Raw genomic sequence first — 22,190 nt, 5'->3', positions numbered from 1 at the left:
AATTGAAAAGGTTATTATTTTCATTCTTAGTTATCGTTTTATTCGTTGTTCCAGTTTTAACTGCATGTGGAAATACTGCCAAGCAAACATCTTCAGAAACAGGAAGTACCACAAACAATATTAAACAAGAGATTACGTTAAATGCAATGAGTGAACCGCCGACTTTAGATCCAGCATTAGCAACCGATACTACTTCAGGTTGGGTAATTGAACATCTTTTTGAGGGTCTATATACCACAGACAAAAATGGTGATATAGTCAAAGGAGCAGCCAAAGATGTTCAAGTTTCTGAAGATGGGAAAACTTATACCATCACCATTCGTGATGATGCAAAATGGTCAGATGGAGATCCACTAACAGCATATGATTTTGAATATGCTTGGAAACGTGTTCTAAACCCAGAGACTGCAAGTGATTTTGCTTTTTATTTATATTACATTAAAGGGGCAGAAGCGTATAATAGTGGAGAGGCAACTGTAGATCAAGTTGGAGTAAAAGCGATAGATGACCATACATTAGTCGTGGAATTAGAAGAGCCAGTTGGTTTTTTTGATAAAATGTTAACATTTTGGGTTTACTTCCCTGTGAAAAAATCTCTTGTTGAAGAGAATAAAGATTGGGCAGCAGAAGCGGAAACTTTGGTGAGCAATGGTGCTTACAAGTTAACTAGTTGGATCCATGACTCAGAAGTAGTGATCGAAAAGAATGATCAGTACTATAACAAAAATGAAATCACAATGGAAAAAGTAACATGGGTGATGATCAATCAAGCCACCACCTATTATCAAATGTATAAAGGTGGACAAATTGACTTGATTCAAAGTATTCCCGCTGATGCGATTCAAACTGAAAAATCAAATGAGGAATTTAAAATCACACCTTTATTTGGAACCTATATGTTTATGTTTAATGTCAAAAAGGAACCATTTAATAATCCAAAAGTACGAGAGGCTTTTAACTTAGCAATAGACCGAGAAGCCATTACTAATCATATTACATTATCTGGTGAAACACCAGCATACGCCTTTGTTCCTTATGGTGTTAAAACGCCTTCAGGAGAAGATTTTCGTGCACAAAAAGAAGCTTATTTAAAGAAAGACTTAGAAAAAGCAAAACAATTAATCCAAGAAGCAATGCAAGAAGAAGGTTGGACAAAGTTTCCTGAGGTGACTTTAATTTATAACACCTCTGAAAATCACAAGAAGATTGCAGAAGCAATTCAGGATATGCTTAAGAAAAACTTAGGGATTGAAATTACTTTAGAAAATCAGGAATGGAAAGCCTATTTGGAAAGAACAAATTCATCTGACTTTCAAATGGCTCGCATGGGTTGGGTTGGAATTTTCTTAGATCCATCTGTCATTCTGGATTATTTTCTAGGTGATAGTCCTAATAATAGAACATTATGGATAAGTGAGAAATATGATGATTTATTACATAAAGGAAAAGTAGAACAAGATCAGACCAAACGGATGGAATATTTACATCAAGCAGAAGAAGTATTGATGCAAGAACTTCCATTCATGCCAATCTACTTCTATTCCAATAATTATCTCACATCGAAAAAGTTTGAGGGAATTGTGTATCCTTATAACCGCTATCCAAATGTCCGTTGGGCAAAAAAAATTGCTGAATAAAGGAAAGTAGAAAATGAAGAAATTACTGCTAACTGGATTTGAACCGTTTTTGGATAATCCAATCAATCCAACAGAAGAAATTGTTAAAGAATTAAAAGGAAAGGTAATTAACCAATATTTAGTAATTGAACAGGTTCTTCCTGTAGATTTTGCAGAAGCGGCAAAGGTTTTATTTAGGGTTTTTGATAAAGAAAAACCAGATGTTGTCATTTCATTAGGACTTGCTGCTGGAAGAAACCGAATTACACCTGAACGTATCGCTATTAATTGTAATGATGGGGCTGCAGATAATAAAGGAGTTATCATGCAAGATCAACCTATAGAGCAAGAAGGTCCTGCTGCCTATTTTTCTACATTACCAATCAGAAGAATAGTAGATACTTTGGTTGCAGAAGGATATCCTGCAGAAATATCAAATAGTGCTGGTACCTATTTGTGCAATCATGTCATGTATAGTATGTTACACAAAATAGCAAAAGAAGGTCTTTCTACACGTTCTGGATTTGTTCATGTGCCTGCTTCTCATGATTTAGCGCTCAAAAATCGTTCTTTACCAAGTTGGCATCAACATGACTTAGTTAAGGCAATCGAGTTGATCATCAATGTTTTGTAAACATTGAAATTGATTCAAATAGGTTCCTATAAAAGAGTCGGAAAAACCGACTCTTTTTCATTATTAGAAAGAAGTAAAATCAAAATGACGAACTAGCGGAGGTTTCTTTATTTGGAAAAAGCGATTTCACTACCCAATTAGAGTGGAAGAATTTCCTCAGCTCAAGCAACGGTTGATGGGCTATTAAATATCAAGACAATGATAATACTTGAAGACGGAACTGTCGTGTTAATTGCTATGAAGAATATCGTCAGGAATATATCAATGAAGTGTGCAATTACACTTGAATTTCACAGTTAAATCATGGAAAATAGAAGAAAATAAAGATAGAGGTGAAATATGTGTCAAGCAAGATTGAAGAACAGGTAAAAAGATTTTACGAACTTGTAAAAAAGATAAAGTCGTACAATGAAGCAATCAATGTGATGTATTGGGATTTAAGAACAGGGGCACCTAAAAATGGAGTAGAAGGACGTTCTGAAGTCATAGGTATTTTATCTTCAGAAGTTTTCCAAATGAAAACGTCTTCAGAAATGGAACAGTTATTAAATCAATTGTCAGAATATGAGGATGAAATTGATCAAATCACACTAAAATCTGTTCGCTTATTAAAGAAAGAATTTGATCGAGATAAGAAAATTCCAAAAGACAAATACCAAGAATATGTTGTCCTCGTCTCTAATGCAGAGTCTGTTTGGGAGGAAGCAAAGAAAAAGAATGATTTCTCTTTATTTAAACCATATCTAGAGAAAATAGTAAAATTTAACCAAGAATTTATTGAACTTTGGGGTTATGAAGGAAATAAATACAATGCCTTATTAGACCAATATGAACCAGGAATGACAGTTGAACAACTTGATCCAATTTTTAAAGATTTAAGAGATGCATTGGTTCCATTAATACAAAAGGTAGCCAAAGCCTCCCCCGTCGATACAAGCTTTTTGAAAAAAGAGTATGATCCCCATCAACAAAAAGAACTGTGCCAATTTATTTTAAGGAAAATGGGTTACGATTTTGAAGCTGGTAGGCTTGATGAAACGGTTCATCCCTTCCAAATCACATTAAATCGTGGTGATGCAAGGGTAACAACCAAGTTTGAGAAAAATGATCTAACCATCGCATTATTCGGAACCATGCATGAAGGTGGACATGCGCAATATGAGCAAAATATCTCAAAAGATTTGGAAAAAACACCTTTGGCAGAAGGAAGTTCAATGGGGATTCATGAATCTCAATCTCGTTTTTGGGAAAATATGATTGGACGAAGCTCTCTTTTCTGGGATACCTATTATGAAGATTTGATTTCTTATTTCCCTGAACAATTAGGAAATATCACAAAAGAAGATTTTTATAGAGCGGTTAATGAAATGAAACCTTCATTGATTCGAACTGAGGCGGATGAACTTACATATAATTTTCACATTATGATCCGTTATGAAATTGAAAAAGGACTGATCAATGGAACGATACAAGTAGAAGAACTGCCCACGATTTGGAAAGAAAAAATGCAGGAATATTTAGGGATTGTTCCTAATACCGATGCGGAGGGAGTATTACAAGATGTGCATTGGTCTGGAGGGATGATTGGTTATTTTCCAACCTATGCATTAGGTAATATCTATGCTGCACAATTTTATCATCAACTTAAATTAGAGTTACCAAATTTTAATGAATTATTGCAAAAAGGGGATTTAATCCCAATCAAAAATTGGTTAGACGATAAGATTCACCGTTTTGGTAAAGCTAAAACACCAAACGAACTGTTAAAAGATGTAACCCATGAGAGTTTAAATGCGAAATATTTAATTGAATATTTAACCGAGAAAGTAAAAGATATCTACCAAGTCTAGCCCTTTTTTCTTTTAAATGGTTGTGGGAGGAATGAAATGATTTTTCTTAATCATGAACTAGCTGAACAAATTGTTGATCGAACCATGAATATCATTCACCGAAATATCAATGTGATGAATGAAAAAGGAGTTATTATTGGTTCTGGAGAAAAAGAAAGGATCAATCAAATCCACGATGGCGCAGTTGCTGTAATCAAAAGTCAATCTGTGGTTGAAATCGATGAAGTAAAGGCGAACTATCTAAAAGGAGCAAAGCCAGGAGTAAATCTTCCGATCTTTTTTAGAAACGAAATTGTTGGTGTAGTTGGAATTACTGGCCGCCCAGAGGAAATACGAGGCTATGGAGAATTAGTTAAAATGGCTGCAGAAATGATTCTAGAACAGGCCTTTCTTTTAGAGCAAATTCAGTGGGATCAAAGATTAAAAGAGGAAGTCATTCATCAGATTGTAGTTGGCAATCTTGAAACAGATCCATGGTTTCTTGAAAGGGCAAAGATTCTTGGAATTTCATTTCAAATACCTAGAGTGGCAGTCATTATTGAAATAAAGGTTAATCAGTTATCTGAAAAGGAATTATTGAGTAGAAGGAAAAAAGTAGTCTCTACCCTTCAAAATTTGCTAGATAATGATGACTTAATGGCACTGGGGTATACCACTGATATTATCCTGTTTAAAAAAATTAAATTAAATGATGATCAATGGAATGAAGGACAAACACTGCAACAATTGCGTTCATGGGGATCACGTATCTTCCAATTATCAAAGGTCAAGACAACCATGAGCATAGGATCGTATTATCCTGAAATAGCGGGACTATCTTTATCCTATCATGAGGCAATGAAAACATTAGAAGTTGGGAAACATTTATTTCCTGATATCGATATTTATTCTTATCAAGAGATGGGTTTTCCTACCTTATTAGTGGATCTACCAAAAACATTAAAACATCCACTATTTGAAGTTTATCAAAGAATTGTTCAAAATGACAAAAAGGGTGAACTTCAACAAACATTAAAAGTATTTATTGAAGAGAACGGTGAAGTTAATCATACAGCAGAGAAGTTATTTATTCATCGAAATACTCTACATTATCGCCTCGAAAAAATAAAAGAAATGACAGGTAAAGATCCCAAAAAACTAAAAGATTTAATAGACTTATATATCTCAATGTTATTAAATTTGTTAAATTCAAAATAAAGCATTATTTATGCAAATAACCAAAAAAACGGCTTGTTTTTTTGGTTATTTTTTGTTGTATGAATGATGTTAATTGGCAAGGAACCGCTTACAATGGTAATTGAACTAATCATCATAAAAATACTTTAGGAGGAGTCAAAACATGGATGTTCAAGTAACTGCTTTAGGTGCTATAGTAGCATTAGTCATTGCCATTGTCCTGATTCTTAGGAAAGTTCCACCTGCTTACGGAATGATCGCTGGAGCATTAATAGGTGGTATTATTGGCGGTGCAGATTTAGGTCAAACAGTCACATTAATGATGGATGGTGCCAAAGGTATCATTCCAGCAGTATTAAGAATCTTAGCAGCTGGAGTTTTAGCAGGTGTACTCATAGAGTCTGGTGCAGCATCAACGATAGCTGAAACCATCGTGAAAAAATTAGGGGAAACAAGAGCATTGTTTGCGTTAGCGATTGCAACCCTTATCTTAACAGCTGTAGGGGTATTTATTGATGTTGCGGTTATTACCGTTTCACCAATTGCGTTAGCGATTGCAAAAAGGGCTAACCTTTCTAAAATGGCCATTTTAATTGCGATGATTGGTGGAGGTAAAGCAGGTAACGTCATTTCTCCTAACCCAAATGCGATTGCTGCTTCGGAAGCCTTCAATATTCCATTAACATCGGTTATGGCAGCAGGAATTATACCAGCATTTTTTGGTCTGATTGTCACTTATTTTATTGCAAAAAAACTTACTCATAAAGGTTCACAGGTTGAATTAGCAGAAATCCAAAACCACAGCGATGGAAACCTACCGATCTTCTTTACGGCTATTGTAGGGCCAGTTGTCACTATTGTCCTATTAGCATTACGTCCAATTGCTGATATTAGTATTGACCCAATGATTGCATTACCTTTAGGTGGATTGATCGGTGCATTATTTATGGGTAGAATCAAACAAATCAACCAATATGCAGTATCTGGTTTAGGAAAAATGTCTGGAGTTGCGATTATGTTATTAGGTACAGGTACATTAGCAGGTATCATTGCCAACTCTGGATTAAAAGATGTAGTCATTAATGCATTAAGCTCTTCAGGTTTACCAGCTTATCTATTGGCACCAATTTCTGGTGTACTTATGTCAGGAGCAACAGCTTCGACCACCGCGGGTACAGCTGTAGCAAGTAGTGTATTTGGTCCAACTATTTTAGAATTAGGCGTTGCTGCGATAGCAGGTGCAGCTATGATTCATGCAGGTGCAACAGTATTAGACCATTTACCACACGGTAGTTTCTTCCATGCTACAGGCGGTAGTGTAAATATGCAAATCAAAGAAAGATTAAAGTTAATCCCTTATGAATCATTAGTAGGTTTAACATTAGCTGTTGTTTCTACTTTGATTTATGGTGTATTTAAATTTTTCGGATAAGAATATGCTTCTAAGAAAGACAAAATAGATTGGAGTGTCTCAAATGAAAATTGTTATCGCGCCAGATTCATTTAAGGAAAGTTTAACAGCACTAGAAGTTGCCAATGCGATTGAGAAAGGTTTTCAAGAGATATATCCTGATGCAACCTATATAAAGATTCCTATGGCAGATGGTGGGGAAGGAACAGTTGAATCCTTAGTAGATGCCACAGATGGCCAAATTATAAATAAACAAGTGATTGGCCCATTGGGACATCCCGTGGAAGCATTTTTTGGGGTTTTGGGAAATGGAAAAACTGCTGTCATTGAAATGGCTGCCGCATCAGGTTTGCATTTGGTTCCTCAATCGGATCGCAATCCTTTAATCACTACGACATGGGGAACAGGAGAGTTAATTCTTGCTGCTTTAGATTATGAGGTAGAACATATCATTATTGGAATTGGTGGAAGTGCTACCAATGATGGGGGAGCAGGAATGGCTCAAGCATTAGGTGCTAAGTTACTAGATGATAAAGGCGAACAAATTGGCTATGGTGGTGGTTCATTAAACCAGCTTGTTTCAATTGATTTGTCAGCATTAGATCCAAGACTTCAACAAGTAAAGATTGAAGTGGCTTGTGATGTAAATAATCCACTTGTTGGTCCCACTGGCGCTGCAGCAATTTACGGACCTCAAAAAGGTGCAACACCTGAAATGGTCAACCTTCTTGATCGAAATTTAACCCATTATGCTGAAATCATCAAAAAAGATCTCAAAAAAAATGTCATTGATATTCCTGGGGCAGGTGCTGCTGGAGGTCTCGGTGCTGGCTTACTTGCTTTTCTTTCTGCTGAATTAAAAAGAGGAGTCGATATCGTTATAGCTGCAACAGAATTGGAAAAGCATATGAACAAGGCTGATTTGGTGATCACCGGAGAAGGTAAGATTGATAATCAAACCATCCATGGAAAGACACCCATTGGAGTAGCCAAAACTGCAAAAAAACTAAACATTCCTGTGATTGGAATAGCAGGTAGTGTATCCACAGACAGTCATATTGTCCATCAACATGGTATTGATGCTTTATTTAGTGTTGTACCTGGCGTGATTTCTTTACATGATGCATTCGAAGGCGCATCTAATTACGTTTATCAAACAGCTCGTAATGTAGCCGCTGTTTGGAGAATAAGTAAAAATGAAATATAAAATCTCTTAAATAGGTAAAATTTGGTCAATTCTTAAAATGAAGGAGCTTAAACGAGATGTTTATGCTCCTTTTTCACTGATATACATAGTTGTCATTTCAAATTCATAAGTTAAAATGATAGTATGATGAAGTAACTCCAAATTAAATGCTTAATATGGTGGTGGTCAAATGGGAGAAGTATTAAAACAATATGAAACATGGTTACAGTATGACAACTTACAACCAGAATTGATGGAAGAATTGCAGCAAATAGAAGGAAACATGAAAGAGATCGAAGAACGTTTTTACAAAAATTTAGAGTTTGGGACTGGTGGTTTACGAGGAATAATAGGCGCTGGTACAAACAGAATGAATATCTACACTGTTCGAAAAGCCACAATGGGGCTAACTAATTGTATTATTGAGCAAGGTGAAAAAGCGATCAAGCAAGGCGTGGTTATCGCATATGATTCAAGAAGATATTCACAAACTTTTGCAGAAGAATCTGCGAAAGTTTTAGCTACTCATGGAGTTCAGGTCTATTTATTTAATGAGCTTAGACCTACACCACTCTTATCCTTTGCCGTTCGACATTTGCATGCCTTTGCAGGTATAGTGATTACAGCTAGCCACAATCCTTCAGAATACAATGGTTACAAAGTTTACAATACAGATGGGAACCAAATCACTGAAGAAATGGCTGAACAAATCTATCATCAGATGACCAATGTAAAAGACATATTACATATTTCAGTAGAACCTTTAGATCAATTGCTTGAACAAGGTTTAATCCATTATATTGGTAAAGAGATTGACAATGAATATGCCAAGAATGTTCGGTCATTGTTATTAAATCAGGATCTGATTGCCCAAAGTGGCAAAGAATTATCAATTATTTACACCCCTTTACATGGGACAGGAAATAAACCTGTTAGAGAGATATTACATCAAGTTGGCTTTACAAACTTACATATTGTAAAAGAACAGGAACATCCTGATCCCAATTTTTCAACAGTAAAAGCACCAAATCCAGAAGAAAGAGAAGTTTTTCATTTAGCTCTGCAATTAGCTAAGGAAAAGAATGCAGATATCATCATGGCAACCGATCCAGATGCAGATCGACTTGGTGTTCTGGTGAAAAATGGGGAAGAATATGAGGCTTTAAATGGAAATCAATTAGGTGCGATAATTTTATACTATTTATTAAATGAGAAAGCGAAGAAAGGAATTCTTCCTGAGAATGGGGTAATGGTAAATACCATTGTTACTTCAGACTTAGGAGAAAAAATCGCTAGTGCTTTTCATATTGCAACAGAAAAAACATTAACAGGTTTTAAATATATCGGTGAAAAAATAAAAGAATATCGCGAAACAGGACAATACACCTTTTTATTTGGTTACGAAGAAAGCTATGGTTATTTAGCAGGGGATTTTGTTCGGGATAAGGATGCAGTACAAATTACTGCTATTGTAGCCGAAATGGCTCTTGTATATAAACTTGAAGGAAAAAGTCTGTTAGACATTCTAGATGAAGTATACCAACGATTTGGGTATTACAAAGAAGATCTAGTTTCAATCACATTAAAAGGAATTGAAGGAAGTAACAAAATTAAGGAGATTGTTACGTCCTTTAGAGAAAATCCACCCAAAGAGTTAATTGGTATGAAGGTGAAGTCGGTAGAAGATTATTTACTGTCACCAATGGGTCTTCCTAAATCCAATGTGCTTAAAATCATTTTTGAGGATGACGCTTGGATTGCCATTCGCCCATCTGGTACAGAGCCAAAGCTAAAGTTTTACTTTAGTATGGTTAGTAATTCTCCACTTTCAGTTCAAGAAAAATTAAAACAACTAAAAGAGGCTGTCTTGGCACAACTTACATGAAATGCTATTGTGGGAAACAATACAAGATAAGGAATATTTATACGTAAAAAGGAGTCATAAAATGAAAGTAATCTACCCATTTCATGAATGGAAAATTATTGAAAATTCTTTTGATGTCGAAACAAATCTACAGGATGAAACGATTTTTGCTACAGGAAATGGATATATTGGCATGCGTGGAAATTTTGAAGAAGGATATGCTGGCCCAGAGGGTACTTCAGTAAACGGGACTTACTTAAATGGTTTTTATGAGTCAGAACCAATTATATATGGAGAAGAAGCTTACGGTTATGCCAAATATTCTCAAACAATGTTAAATGTAACGGATAGTAAAATTATTCGGTTATATGTTGAAGGTGAAGAATTTAATCTATTTACCGGAAAAATTCTTAACTACTATCGGGAATTAAACATGAAAGAAGGGGTTTTAACTCGAGAAGTAACCTGGGAATCACCTTCAGGCAAACAAGTAAAACTTAAAATTAAGCGATTTGTTGCTTTAACTAACAAACATTTAGCAACGATTTCTTATGAAGTAATCCCCCTTAATTTTGATGGTGAAGTCATTCTTATCTCAGCAATTAACGGAAAAGTGCAAAATCAAGTCTCTATGGGTGATCCTAGGGCTGGATCAGTTTTATCGGAGCAAGTTCTTTTAACAGAAGACGTAGTGCAAAGAGGAACTTTCGGTGCAATACATCAAAAGACAAAAAATACTCAGTTTGCTTTAGTCTGTGCTATGGAAAATGAGCTAGCGACTGAAAGTAATTTTACATTTATAGCGCAATCAAAAGATCAATGGGTCGAAACTAAGTACACAATTGTGGCCAACAAAGAACAATCCATTCGCTTATCAAAATATATTACCTACTATACATCAAAAGATTATCCTGAAAATCGGTTGCATGAGTTGGCGAGAGAAACAGTCATGGCTGCGAAACAACGAGGATTTGATGCATTATTTGCTGATCAAAAACAGTATTTACAAAACTTCTGGTACCGAAGCGATGTTGAAATTAAAGGAGATCTTTCTTTACAACAGAGTATTCGTTTTAATGAATATCATCTACTTCAATCTGTGGGGAAAGATGGAAAGACGAATATCGGAGCAAAAGGAATTACAGGCGAAGGATACGAAGGCCATTATTTTTGGGATACTGAGACCTATGTGTTACCATTCTTCCTTTATACGAATCCAGAAATCAGCAAAAAGTTAATCGAATATCGTTACAGTATTTTGGATAAAGCTCGTAAAAGAGCTAAAGAATTATCACATAAAGGTGCGCTTTATGCATGGCGAACCATTAATGGGGAAGAAACCTCAGCCTATTATCCAGCAGGGACTGCCCAATATCACATCAATGCAGATATCATTTTTGCCCTGAAAAAATATATACATGCGACAGATGATTTAGATTTTCTAGTAGAAAAAGGCGCTGAAATGCTCTTTGAAACCGCTAGACTTTGGGTAGATGCAGGAGATTATATCAAAAGGAAAGGAAATCGCTTCTGTATCAATGATGTAACTGGTCCTGATGAGTACACGGCAATCGTGAATAACAACTTATATACAAACATTATGGCAAAAGACCATTTAGAGTTTGCTTATCATACTGCTCAGTTACTTAAAGATAAATTTTCTAATGAATTCAAATCATTAGCTGAAAAGATCAATTTAAACGATGCAGAGATTGAAGAATGGAAGAACGCTGCAGAAAAAATGTATCTACCTTATGATGATGAATTAGGGATTCATCCACAGGACGATTCTTTTTTAGATAAAGCGGTATGGGACTTTGCAAATACGCCCCAAGAAAATTATCCATTACTTTTACATTATCATCCATTGGTAATTTATCGTTATCAAGTGTTAAAACAAGCGGATGTAGTTCTTGCTTTATTCTTACAAGGAGATCGTTTCAACTTGGCAGATAAGAAACGCGATTATGACTATTATGTACCAATTACTACTCATGATTCTTCATTATCTCCTTGCACATACAGCATAATGGCTGCTGAAATAGGTTATCATGATAAAGCTTATGAATACTTCATGAGAACGGCAAGAATGGATTTAGATGATATCAATAAAAATGTAAAAGATGGAATCCATACAGCATCAATGGCTGGAGCTTGGTTGTCCATTTTTAATGGATTTGCTGGTGTAAGAGAATATGGAGGAATCTTAAGATTTAATCCAATCGTTCCTAAAAAATGGGAGGGTTATCACTTTAAGGTTACGTTTAAAGGCCGTTTGATTGATGTTGATATTGCAACAGAAAAGGTTAGTTATACCTTATTAGAAGGAAAACCGATAACGATTTATCATCGTCAAGAAAGCCTTCAATTAGAACAAGGCAAATCCATAAATAAAAGTCTGAAACCTTTCATTGAAGCGGTTATTTTTGATTTAGATGGTGTGATTACAGATACTGCTGAATATCACTATTTGGCTTGGAAACAGCTAGCTGAAGAATTAGGTCTTCCTTTTGATCGTCAATTTAATGAAAAGCTTAAAGGTGTTGGTCGAATGGATTCATTAGAGCTCATTCTGCAACAAGGAAACAAATCTTACACAATTGAAGAGAAGATATCCCTAGCTAATCGGAAAAATGACCATTATAAGCAGTTGATTCAAAAAATTACACCGAATGATTTATTGCCAGGGATCTTGCCATTATTAAAAGAATTAAAAACAAATGGCGTTAAAATTGCCCTTGCTTCTGCCAGTAAAAATGCCTTTACTGTTATTGATAAACTGCAAGTCGGAGAATATTTCGATACCATTGTTGATGCTGGTAAAATCGTGAAAGGAAAGCCTGATCCAGAAATCTTCATGGTGGCCGCCGAACAATTAAAGGTACCAGTGCAAAACTGTGTGGGTATTGAAGATGCAGAAGCTGGAATAAGAGCCATTAAAGAAGCAAATATGTTTGCCGTAGGAGTTGGAAATGAAGATTCGATGCATCTAGCAGACCTTATTGTGAAAGATACAAATGAACTTACATTGGAAAGATTAAGAGAAAATTTTAAATAGCCACCAATATACGGTGGCTTTTTTTCATCATTCATAAAAATTTGCTGGTTCAGAGCATGTCCTGTACTAGAATCTACTTTTGCATCATATGGTGAAGTATCAACGAATTTACAAGAGTAGATGAAAGGAGAATAGCTTTGAACGAACAAGAATATCGGTACTGGGCAGATTATGTAAAAGAATATGTTCCATTGCAAAAAGGAGCACTGGAATCTTATGAAAATTGGCATAATCGTGCATTACTTGGTCGACTTTTAGCAAATCTAAATATTTATAAACCTGCTATTGAACTTTTAGAATCGATTTTAGAAGAAGTGAAGCAGGAAGATGATGAGCAATACATCTGGTCGTTATCTGACTTAGCGGATTATTATTGGGTCTCAACAGGCGATAAAGAACACTCAATCGAACTATTGAATCTAGCGATTGACTGTCTCTCTCAAAAAACGGTTACTTCCTTTCCTTTGATCAATCGAGGCCTTCTCTATAATCAAATGTGGCAAATACATGCTTTATCTGGTGATACTGATAAAGTGACTCAAGAAATTTATTCCATTATTAAAAATGAAGAAGTACATAAGAAAGAAGAAAAAACCAACAGTTTACTATTCTATTCATACTTCAATTTGGCACTATTGGCTTTTGAAAAGGAAGATACGAGCCAAGCCATCCAACTTTTGAAACAAGCATACACTTATTCAGAAGTGAACCTTAAAGAAGTAGATCATATCTTAACCTTGGATCTTTCACCACAAGGAACAGTTAGCCAGCTTCTTTCCTTAACACATCGACATATGCAATTTGACTGCTAAAACTATTTCATTTCACTTTCCATGATGGAAAGTGTTTTTTTTGTGGCAAAAGACAGATACAATAGAGAAAGGTTAGAAGAGAGGAGTTTCCGGATGAGAGTTTTACATACCGCAGATTGGCATTTAGGAAAAACATTAGAAGGAAGAGATCGACAAAATGAGCAAATTGAAGTGATGGATGAAATCTGTCAAATTGCTGATGATGAAAAGATAGATCTTGTTTTAATAGCAGGAGATATTTATCAATCGGTGAATCCCCCTGCATGGGCAGAACATCTCTTTTATGAAACGATTCATCGCTTAAGCAACTATGGAAAACGGGGAGTTGTCGTGATTGCAGGAAATCATGACCAACCAGAACGTATTCGAGCTGCAAATCCATTAGCGGATAAACAAGGTATTTATCTCTTGGGGTTACCCACAGATGAAATTTATCCAAGCCAGTTAAAAAATCATGGACAAGTCTATGCAGAAAAAACTGGGATAGGATGGCTTGAACTATATTTACCAACAGCAAATCAAACGGCTATGGTATCAACTTTACCATACCCATCTGAATCGCGATTAAAACAATTGTTTCATGAAAGTGCAGATGTGAAAGAAATAAGAGAATCCTATTCCGCTTTTGTTCATCAATGGTTTCAGTCCCAACGATCAATTTTCCGGGCAAACACGGTAAATTTGGCAATGAGCCATCTTTTTGTCCAAGGTGGACAAGCCTCTGATTCAGAAATCGAAATTCAAGTTGGCGGAGCTTATACAGTCAATCCTATTCACATTCCAGACTTTTTTCAATATATTGCCTTAGGCCATTTACATCGACCGCAAGATGTGAAAGGAACATTAAGTTTAACGCGCTATGCTGGTTCTCCTTTGGCCTATAGCTTTTCAGAAGCAAATCACAAAAAATCTGTCACTATTTTTGATGTTAATCCAAATGATTCAGTGCAACCTTACGAAATTTACTTATCCAGTGGGAAGTTATTGATACAAAAGAAGATTAAAAATGGCATTCCTGAATTAGAAGAATGGCTGACAAACGAGGGAACTACACCTGCTTGGATCGACTTAGAGCTTCATATGCCCCATCCACTATCAATGGAAGAAATCCAGCGAATTCGCAAAATGAATGAGGGATTTATTCATATTCGAGTCGTTACACCAGAACTAGAACAGGCAATGGAAGCGATTGAAATGCAATCTAAACAACCATCAGAATTATTTAAGAGATTTTATCAACAACGTATAGGTGCTGAACCTAGAAAGGAAATTGTAGATCTATTTCTTAAACTGTTTCAACAACAAAATGACGAGGAGGTTGAAGAAGATTGAAGCCGATCTCTTTAATCATTGCAGGATTACATAGTTTTCGTAAAGCACAACATATTGATTTTCAGCAAGTTTCTGATGCTGGAGTTTTTGGCATCTTTGGTCCTACAGGAAGTGGAAAATCGACGATATTAGACGCGATTACATTAGCATTATATGGCCGAGTAGAGCGAAGTGATGCAAATCGGATAGGTATCTTAAATCAACAAGAAGAAAAAATTCATGTTAAATTTTCGTTTGAATTATATTTTGGCCAATTTCCTCGGATATATATAGTTGAACGAGTATATAGTAGAAGTCAAGAACATCGTGTTAAATCAACTTTGGCCCGTCTTGTGGTAATAGAAAACGGGAAAGAAACAGTGATTGCTGATAAAGAAAGGGAAGTAACAAATGAAATAGAAAACTTGCTTGGTCTAACTGTGGATGATTTTACACGTGCAGTAGTCTTGCCACAGGGAAAATTTGCAGAATTTCTCACATTAAAAGCTCAAGATCGAAGACCAATGCTAGAACGACTTTTTCATTTAGATGAGTATGGGAAAAAGTTAAAGGATAAAGTGCAATTAAAAGAGAATGAACTTAGAAAAAAACGAGATGAGATATTGATTAAGCAAGAAATGATAGCACATGCAACAAAGGAAAATCTTGATCAGCTTTATATGGAGCTTCAGGAAACCACAAAAAGAAAAGAGAAAAAGCAAGAAGCTTTAAGTCGATTTCTAATAAATTTTACTGAAAAACAACAGGTATATGAACTACAAAGGCAATTAGACTATGTTCATCAACAATTAAACGAATTAAAGGAAAAAGAACAAGATGTGCGGCTACTAGAAGAAAAAAGTGAAAAGGCAACAAAAGCATTTCAGCTTGAACCATACATTCAGCAATATCAAAAGACACTGGAACAAATGGATCATTTGCAATCTAATATAAATCAATTAAATCTTCACAAAAAGCAACTAGCGGAGAGTTTGAAGGAAAAGGAACATCAATTTTTGCAAGCCAAAGAACAATTTGATAAAGATGTCCCACTACTTCAAGAGAAGAAATACAAATTTGACATAGCGTTAGAATGGGAGAAGGAAATTGAAAAATTAACTAAGACTTTAGAAGGATATGCTGAAGAAAGGAATTCAGTGCTTCAACGGTTAGATCAAATTGAAAAAGATAGATTGTCCATTTTGCAACAAAAAAATGAAATCGAGTTTAACCTTCAACAATGGAAACAAAAAATGGAAGAAATCCATGTCACTTCTGAAGAAAGAAATAAATTAGACCAGGCTTTTCTGGTTCGACAGAATTTGCTACAAATAACAAGTAAATTAGATGAACTCATTGCTGAAATTACTCAAATCGATACAGCTATCAATGTCCAAAAAGCGGAAATCGAAAAGCATACAGAAAACACAAAGGAACATAATGAAGATTATGTAAACTTAAAACGATTAGAACAAAAAATGTTAGACCAAAAACCTATTACAGAAGAAAAGTGGCATGAACAAGACCGTGGCCTTCTAGAACTTGAACTGAAGTTAAATAAATTGCAGACCATCAATCATGAAATTCAAACATTAGAAAAAGAAAAAAAGCAAACATCTGAAACAATTGCTGAAATCTCTTCTCATATTGAGAAAATAAATGAAAGGATTGATTCATTTCAAATAAAGTTAGACGAACTGAAGCTTACATTTTCAAAATCGGATAAGAAACAGATAGAAATGATGGCAATTATTCTGGCTGAACATTTAGAAGAAGGTGTCCCTTGTTTAGTTTGTGGTTCAGTACATCATCCAAATCCTTATCAAGGTATAGTAGAGCCTGAATCTTATCAAGAACATGAACAAATCCAGTATCAAATCAAGCAGATCGAAGCTCAACTGACAGATGAAAACATTTCTCTAAAAACACTGGAAGGTAAAAAAGAAATGGTTTTACATCAACTTTTCAAAATAGAGAAGGAGATAGAAGCTAAAAAAGAACAAGTACAAGATTTGAGAAAGGCCTTACCCCTACCATACAAAGAATTAGATCTGGTAAAAATGATAAAACTTTTCACCAAAGAACAAAAGGAACATATAAATCTTAAAGAACAACTAGCATCTTGGAGTGAAGAGTATCAAAACTTGCAGACGCAACTTCAAGAAGTGCAAAAAACGATTGGTATAGAAGAACAAGATATAAAGATCATCCAATCAAAAATCACCTTATATCTAGAACGTAAACAAACCATAGTACACTCAAAAGAACAAATTCAATCTCAACTTCAAGAAGTAGAACAACAATGGCAAAAAGTAAAAGGAAATTGGGATTTACAAACCATTGAAATTCGTAAACAAGAGATAGCAGCATTTGATGAACAACGAGAAAAATTGCTTGAACAAATAACGAAGGCAGAAGAAATAAAATCAAATTTAGACTTAAATGAAAAAAAGTTAAATGAGGAAAAACAAAACAATCGATCTATTCTTGATATATTAGAGATGAATAATAAGCAAACAGAAGAGAAACGGCAAGAGTTATATGCAAATTTGGAAAAGGTTACAAATGGAAAACCTGCGATACAGAGGATTTCAGAAGTAGATCAGCGATTAGACGAATTAAAGCAAAAACGAGCTGAATTTGAGAATAGTTGGGTTAATTCAAAAGAAGAATATAACCAACTTGAGCGAAAGTTAAGTTCGGAAGAAGCAGTAATGAAGACATTGAGAAGTCAATTCGAAGACCTTTCTAAAGCATTAGAAGAAAAATTACAGGAAAATAACTGGCAATCGATTGAACATGTAAAAACCTATCTAATTCCTCATGAAGAAATAGAAACACTGAATCAACAAATCAAGGTTTATAATGACACCATGTATCTTCTATATCAACAAGAAAAACAATATGTCGTTCAATTAAAAGGAAGAACTTTGATCGAAGAAGAATGGCAAACACTACAAAAACAAAAACTAGAATTGGAAGAAGTATTTGAGATTACAAAATCAAGATTATCTGAGTTAAATTACCAATATCGACAATTAGAACAAGATCATCAAGAATGGTTAATATTTGAAGAACAACGAAAATTAGTACAAAAGGAATTGGATGTTGTATCCGAATTAAATCAAGTGTTACGTGGTAATGCCTTCGTTGATTTTATCGCTCAAGAACATCTACACAATATCACTTTAACTGCTTCTGAAAAACTAAAGCAATTAACAAGAAATCGTTACCGACTTGATGTAGATCAAGAAGGTGGTTTTATCATGATCGATGATTTAAATGGTGGTTTATCAAGGCCTGTTCAAACCTTATCAGGAGGAGAGACATTTTTAACTTCTCTAGCATTAGCATTAGCTTTATCTTCACAGATTCAATTAAAAGGTGGTCAGCCTTTAGAATTTTTCTTCTTGGATGAAGGATTTGGTACTTTAGATACAGATCTTTTAGATACAGTTATGATGACTTTAGAAAAGCTACAAGCTGAAAGGATGACTATTGGCATTATTTCGCATGTACCAGAGTTACAAAATCGTTTAAACCGTAGAATTATCGTTACTCCACCTGATACGTTTGGTAATGGTTCGAAGATAAATGTAGAATACGCCTAAACAATCGTACCTAATCCCCAATATACCGTTTGGAAGAGAGGATTATTTCATGTCGCTTTTGATAATGACTGGTGTGCCAAGTGGAATATGCCGATACATCCACTCTATATCTTTATTATGCATCCGAATACAACCAAGACTAACATGATGACCGATGGAGTATGGATTACTTGTTCCATGGATTCCATATTTATATCCACCTGTTCCTGGTACATTTAATCCCAACCAACGAGTGCCTAATGGATTTTTTTTGTCTCCTCCTTGGATATTTTTCGGTAAATACCATGGATTTTTCACCTTTGTAATAATTTTAAATTTACCTTCAGGCGTTAAAAGATTATTTTTCCCTGTGGCTACCGGAAACCTTTTCACAACATAACCATTTAAATAAACCTTTAAGGTATTCTGTGTCTTATTGATTTCCAAATAGACACCCTCATATTCGTCTGGCATAGTCAAATTTTCCTGATCGATTCGTTTATCTTCCGTAGCGGCAAGTACGGGAAATGAAAAGAGTAGAAACATAACAGAAATGAAGATCATATTTTTTTTAATCATTTTTTATCTCCCTTAAACCTACATTCATAGATATTGTTACCTAAATAATATTCATTCTTGCATGGAAAACCTTGAAAAAATATTGTGAACCTTCATCTTTTAAGTTATCCTTGAAATTAGATACAGATTGTCCTAATGGATGAGGTGAAGTCTGAAATAAATACTAGAAGCCGTCAGTAAAGAAAAGAGCATAGCAAACAAGCCATCTATTGATGACTTTTTAAAAAATATATGGATAAGAAAATATCAAGTTGCCACCATTACACGATAACCTTGAGTTTTAGCTAATAAAATCGCTTGCTCTACCGTGATTTCACGGTTTACTGGAAGAACATCCGATTTTTTATCTAATTCAGCATTATATGGTTCTTTCTTTTTGAGGATGTTGTATATAGCTGTTAAAAGCATTCGTGCAATTGCAATAATTGCTCGTTTGTGATCACGGCGTTTTTTGAGTTTTAAATAACGGTTTCGGATTTCAGGGATGCTTTTCGCTTTTGACTACAGCGGTAGCACACTGTACCAAAAGAGGCTTTATGTAGCAGCCAGCTCTCGAAATTCTTACTGACTTTTTCTTGCCGGCACTCTCGTTATTTGTAGGTGTAAGTCCTGCCCAGGAACATAAAATGCTTAGCTGTCGAAAAGACGTCCATATTAACCCCTATTTCTGAAACCACGGCAATGGCAGAAAAAATGTTTTTAAAGGACGGAACAGTTAAGATTAAGTTGATTTCTTCTGTGTAGGACCCGGCAAGGAAAAGAATTATTTTTTCAAGGTCAGCTTTTCGGGATTTAAGGTCTTCATAGTGCTGTTTAATAACCTTTAATTTTTCAGCCTGTTCCGGAGTAATAAATCCGTCAATGGCGAGTTCCAGTTCGGGAAGTTTGTCCTTCATGGAGCCATGGATTAAAGGTTCTAAATCAAAAGAGGTATCCAGAGGATTTTTAAGGAGCTTGTCAATGATGTTCATGGAGCTTTTGCCGAAGGTATCCGAAACAACATTTAAAAGCTGAATGTTAGACACGGTTAAACTGTTTTGAAGACGGTTCTTCTCACTGGACATAAAGTTAGTCAGTTTAAAACGATAACGCATAAGGTCACGAAGCTGTCTGATAGCAAGCGGAGGCATAAAGCTTCCAGCTACAAGGTCATGCTTAAATAAATCGGCAATCCATTGGGCATCTTTTTTGTCAGTCTTTTTGCCACGGATAGCCTTGACATATTTAGGATGTGCAAGAGTAATGTTGCAAGAATCTTCAAGTACATTAAACACGGGAATCCAGTATTTCCCGGTAGATTCCATACAGACATCCTTGCAGTCATTTTCACAAAGCCATTGTGACAGCTCTTTCAATCCTTTCGTATAGGTAGAAAAGCGATGGCGTTTGTAGGTAGTAACTCCTCTGTTGTTTGTTGAAGCAATACAGGCAACAACAAAGGTTTTGTGGACATCAATTCCACAACAAATTGGATAAACAATTTTTAAAGCCATAGGGAAAACTCCTTTCAAAGAATGATAGGGATAGACAACATTGACTGATTGCCCAGCAATAAACGAGTAATGTTTATACAAAGATAAGTCCGCGTGCTCGAAGTCACACTTATTTGTGCTTGGAAAGGCAATCTACACATATAAAAATGCGGTCACTCCACAACTGGAGCAGCCCACTCACCTCCACGTGATTTGTAGTTAACTGTTATCCCTATGACTATAGATTAATAAAAATAACGCTTAAGGCCAACTTATTTCATTGCGTTTTGTGCCTTGAGCGAAGCGAAAGGAATGGGTATAAACATGATTGAATCGTCTACAAACGATCTCCTAATCAAATATCTATTACTTGCACAAATCAATGCCAAGCAGAATCAGGAGATGTATGGCGTCGAATCCAAATTTGATGAAATATTAAATCAAGAATTAGAAAAAGGCAGTCCTTTAAATCAATATCAGGGTGGGTTAGTTAGGACCGTTTCAATTCCACCCATATTACATAACAAAAGGTATAGCAAAACTGACTTTGAAGATATAATTGATGAAGTTTCACAAAAATATCAAGTTCCTTCCGAATTGGTAAAAGCGGTGATCCAAGTAGAATCCAACTTTGACCCTAATGCAGTTTCTAAGGTAGGGGCGATGGGACTTATGCAATTAATGCCAAAGACTGCAGAATCTTTAGGGGTACAAGATCCTTTTGATCCAAAGGAGAATATTGAAGGTGGAGTTAAATATTTACGTCAATTATTGGACAAGTACCAGAATACCAAATTAGCCTTAGCAGCTTATAACGCTGGACCAGGAAATGTTGACCGTTTTGAGGGAATTCCACCTTTTGCAGATACGAGACAGTATATCGATAAGGTATTAAGTAAACTTTCATAAATCTGTATATAAATTATTTGGCACGGGGTTTTATATTTGTTTTACACTATACAATAACAATCATTTTTTGTTTCCCATTTCGAATTGGTTAATTCTTTTAAGATACTTTGATTAATGTACTCTAAATCCTTTTTACTAAAATTATATTTTCCAGATATTGAATGGCATGTTGTTTTTATTTTTTTTCCTTCTTGTTCAATAAAAAGAATTCTTGTTTTATTTTGGATGAGAAGCAATTCCTCGACGATCCCTTTTTCATTGATTTTTATTTTGATTTTACCTAATGGTTGATTCGTTTCAGGCATCTTTATCCCCCCTTATCCTGATTGTAATAGAATATGAAAAGTGAAACATTTCTGTATAAGCTGAAATCCTAAAATTTAGAGAAATGGATCAAGATGATAAGGTATCAATCTATACATCAGAATTGAAGACCACATAAGATGTAATATATCAAAATTAAGGGGGGATCTATCTTGGAAGATAAACAAAACTTCTTAAAACCAATCATCGCCATTACAGGTAGTGCGGGTAAAACAACAACGACAGAAATGTTAGCATCCATATTAAAATATTGAGGTAAACTTTTTAAAACATCAAATAATATGAATATGCCAAAGTACGTAGAAAAGTTTAAAAATATTATAGATAACTCCTATGAAATTGTCATTTTAGAATATGGTTTACAAAAGTTTGGACATATAATAAGAAGTTGCGAAATA

The 22,190-nt window shown here is 35.0% G+C and carries 15 protein-coding genes and 1 pseudogene; 13 read left to right on the top strand and 3 right to left on the bottom strand.

The window, feature by feature from the left end:
- Window positions 1-2: 2 nt before the first annotated feature.
- From TEPIDINF_RS04755 to TEPIDINF_RS04705, 11 genes are all read left to right on the top strand, one after another.
- Window positions 3-1,637, top strand: a complete 1,635-nt coding sequence (locus tag TEPIDINF_RS04755) for a peptide ABC transporter substrate-binding protein (protein ID WP_421691447.1) — start codon at window positions 3-5, stop codon at window positions 1,635-1,637.
- 13 nt (window positions 1,638-1,650) lie between these two features.
- Window positions 1,651-2,250, top strand: coding sequence for a pyroglutamyl-peptidase I (gene pcp, locus TEPIDINF_RS04750; protein WP_421691446.1), 600 nt, complete (start codon window positions 1,651-1,653; stop codon window positions 2,248-2,250).
- Between the two features lie 341 nt (window positions 2,251-2,591).
- Window positions 2,592-4,100 carry a carboxypeptidase M32 gene (locus tag TEPIDINF_RS04745; protein WP_421691445.1) on the top strand — a complete coding sequence of 503 codons (1,509 nt, stop codon included), beginning with the start codon at window positions 2,592-2,594 and terminating at the stop codon, window positions 4,098-4,100.
- Window positions 4,101-4,136: 36 nt separating this feature from the next.
- On the top strand, window positions 4,137-5,297 hold the full coding sequence (locus TEPIDINF_RS04740; RefSeq protein WP_069797992.1) for a sugar diacid recognition domain-containing protein: 1,161 nt from the start codon (window positions 4,137-4,139) through the stop codon (window positions 5,295-5,297).
- 142 nt (window positions 5,298-5,439) lie between these two features.
- A complete protein-coding gene (locus tag TEPIDINF_RS04735; RefSeq protein ID WP_069797990.1) occupies window positions 5,440-6,708 on the top strand; it encodes a GntP family permease in 1,269 nt (422 codons plus the stop codon).
- 43 nt (window positions 6,709-6,751) lie between these two features.
- Window positions 6,752-7,894, top strand: coding sequence for a glycerate kinase (locus tag TEPIDINF_RS04730; RefSeq protein WP_421691444.1), 1,143 nt, complete (start codon window positions 6,752-6,754; stop codon window positions 7,892-7,894).
- Between the two features lie 169 nt (window positions 7,895-8,063).
- Complete coding sequence (locus TEPIDINF_RS04725) at window positions 8,064-9,758, top strand: phospho-sugar mutase (protein WP_069797985.1); 1,695 nt, start codon at window positions 8,064-8,066, stop codon at window positions 9,756-9,758.
- Between the two features lie 61 nt (window positions 9,759-9,819).
- Entirely contained in the window at window positions 9,820-12,795 is a 2,976-nt protein-coding gene (pgmB, locus tag TEPIDINF_RS04720) for a beta-phosphoglucomutase (RefSeq protein ID WP_421691443.1), read from the top strand.
- 137 nt (window positions 12,796-12,932) lie between these two features.
- Window positions 12,933-13,607 carry a tetratricopeptide repeat protein gene (locus tag TEPIDINF_RS04715; protein ID WP_421691442.1) on the top strand — a complete coding sequence of 225 codons (675 nt, stop codon included), beginning with the start codon at window positions 12,933-12,935 and terminating at the stop codon, window positions 13,605-13,607.
- A gap of 93 nt (window positions 13,608-13,700) precedes the next feature.
- Entirely contained in the window at window positions 13,701-14,939 is a 1,239-nt protein-coding gene (locus tag TEPIDINF_RS04710) for an exonuclease SbcCD subunit D (protein WP_069797979.1), read from the top strand.
- On the top strand, window positions 14,936-18,529 hold the full coding sequence (locus tag TEPIDINF_RS04705; RefSeq protein ID WP_421691441.1) for an AAA family ATPase: 3,594 nt from the start codon (window positions 14,936-14,938) through the stop codon (window positions 18,527-18,529). Before TEPIDINF_RS04710 ends, TEPIDINF_RS04705 begins: the two co-directional genes overlap by 4 nt.
- Window positions 18,530-18,571: 42 nt before the next feature.
- Here the strand turns inward: TEPIDINF_RS04705 and TEPIDINF_RS04700 are convergent, their stop codons facing one another.
- Complete coding sequence (locus tag TEPIDINF_RS04700) at window positions 18,572-19,087, bottom strand: L,D-transpeptidase (protein ID WP_421691440.1); 516 nt, start codon at window positions 19,085-19,087, stop codon at window positions 18,572-18,574.
- Window positions 19,088-19,333: 246 nt separating this feature from the next.
- A pseudogene (locus TEPIDINF_RS04685) lies at window positions 19,334-20,580 on the bottom strand (IS110 family RNA-guided transposase).
- Between the two features lie 303 nt (window positions 20,581-20,883).
- Between TEPIDINF_RS04685 and TEPIDINF_RS04680 the strand changes: the two are divergent.
- On the top strand, window positions 20,884-21,468 hold the full coding sequence (locus tag TEPIDINF_RS04680) for a lytic transglycosylase domain-containing protein (protein ID WP_421691437.1): 585 nt from the start codon (window positions 20,884-20,886) through the stop codon (window positions 21,466-21,468).
- A gap of 41 nt (window positions 21,469-21,509) precedes the next feature.
- On the opposite strand, the gene TEPIDINF_RS04675 is transcribed toward TEPIDINF_RS04680, so the two are convergent.
- Window positions 21,510-21,773: a hypothetical protein gene (locus tag TEPIDINF_RS04675; protein ID WP_421691436.1), complete on the bottom strand. Its 264-nt coding sequence runs from the start codon at window positions 21,771-21,773 to the stop codon at window positions 21,510-21,512.
- 171 nt (window positions 21,774-21,944) lie between these two features.
- On the opposite strand from TEPIDINF_RS04675, the gene TEPIDINF_RS04670 reads away from it, so the two are divergent.
- Window positions 21,945-22,046: a Mur ligase family protein gene (locus tag TEPIDINF_RS04670; protein ID WP_421691435.1), complete on the top strand. Its 102-nt coding sequence runs from the start codon at window positions 21,945-21,947 to the stop codon at window positions 22,044-22,046.
- The last annotated feature ends 144 nt before the right edge of the window (window positions 22,047-22,190 follow it).

The organism is Tepidibacillus infernus (genome assembly GCF_048898065.1).
Taxonomy (GTDB): Bacteria; Bacillota; Bacilli; order Tepidibacillales; family Tepidibacillaceae; genus Tepidibacillus_B; species Tepidibacillus_B infernus.
Note: the sequence above shows the minus strand (reverse complement) of the source record. Positions and strands in the feature narration are given on the sequence as shown.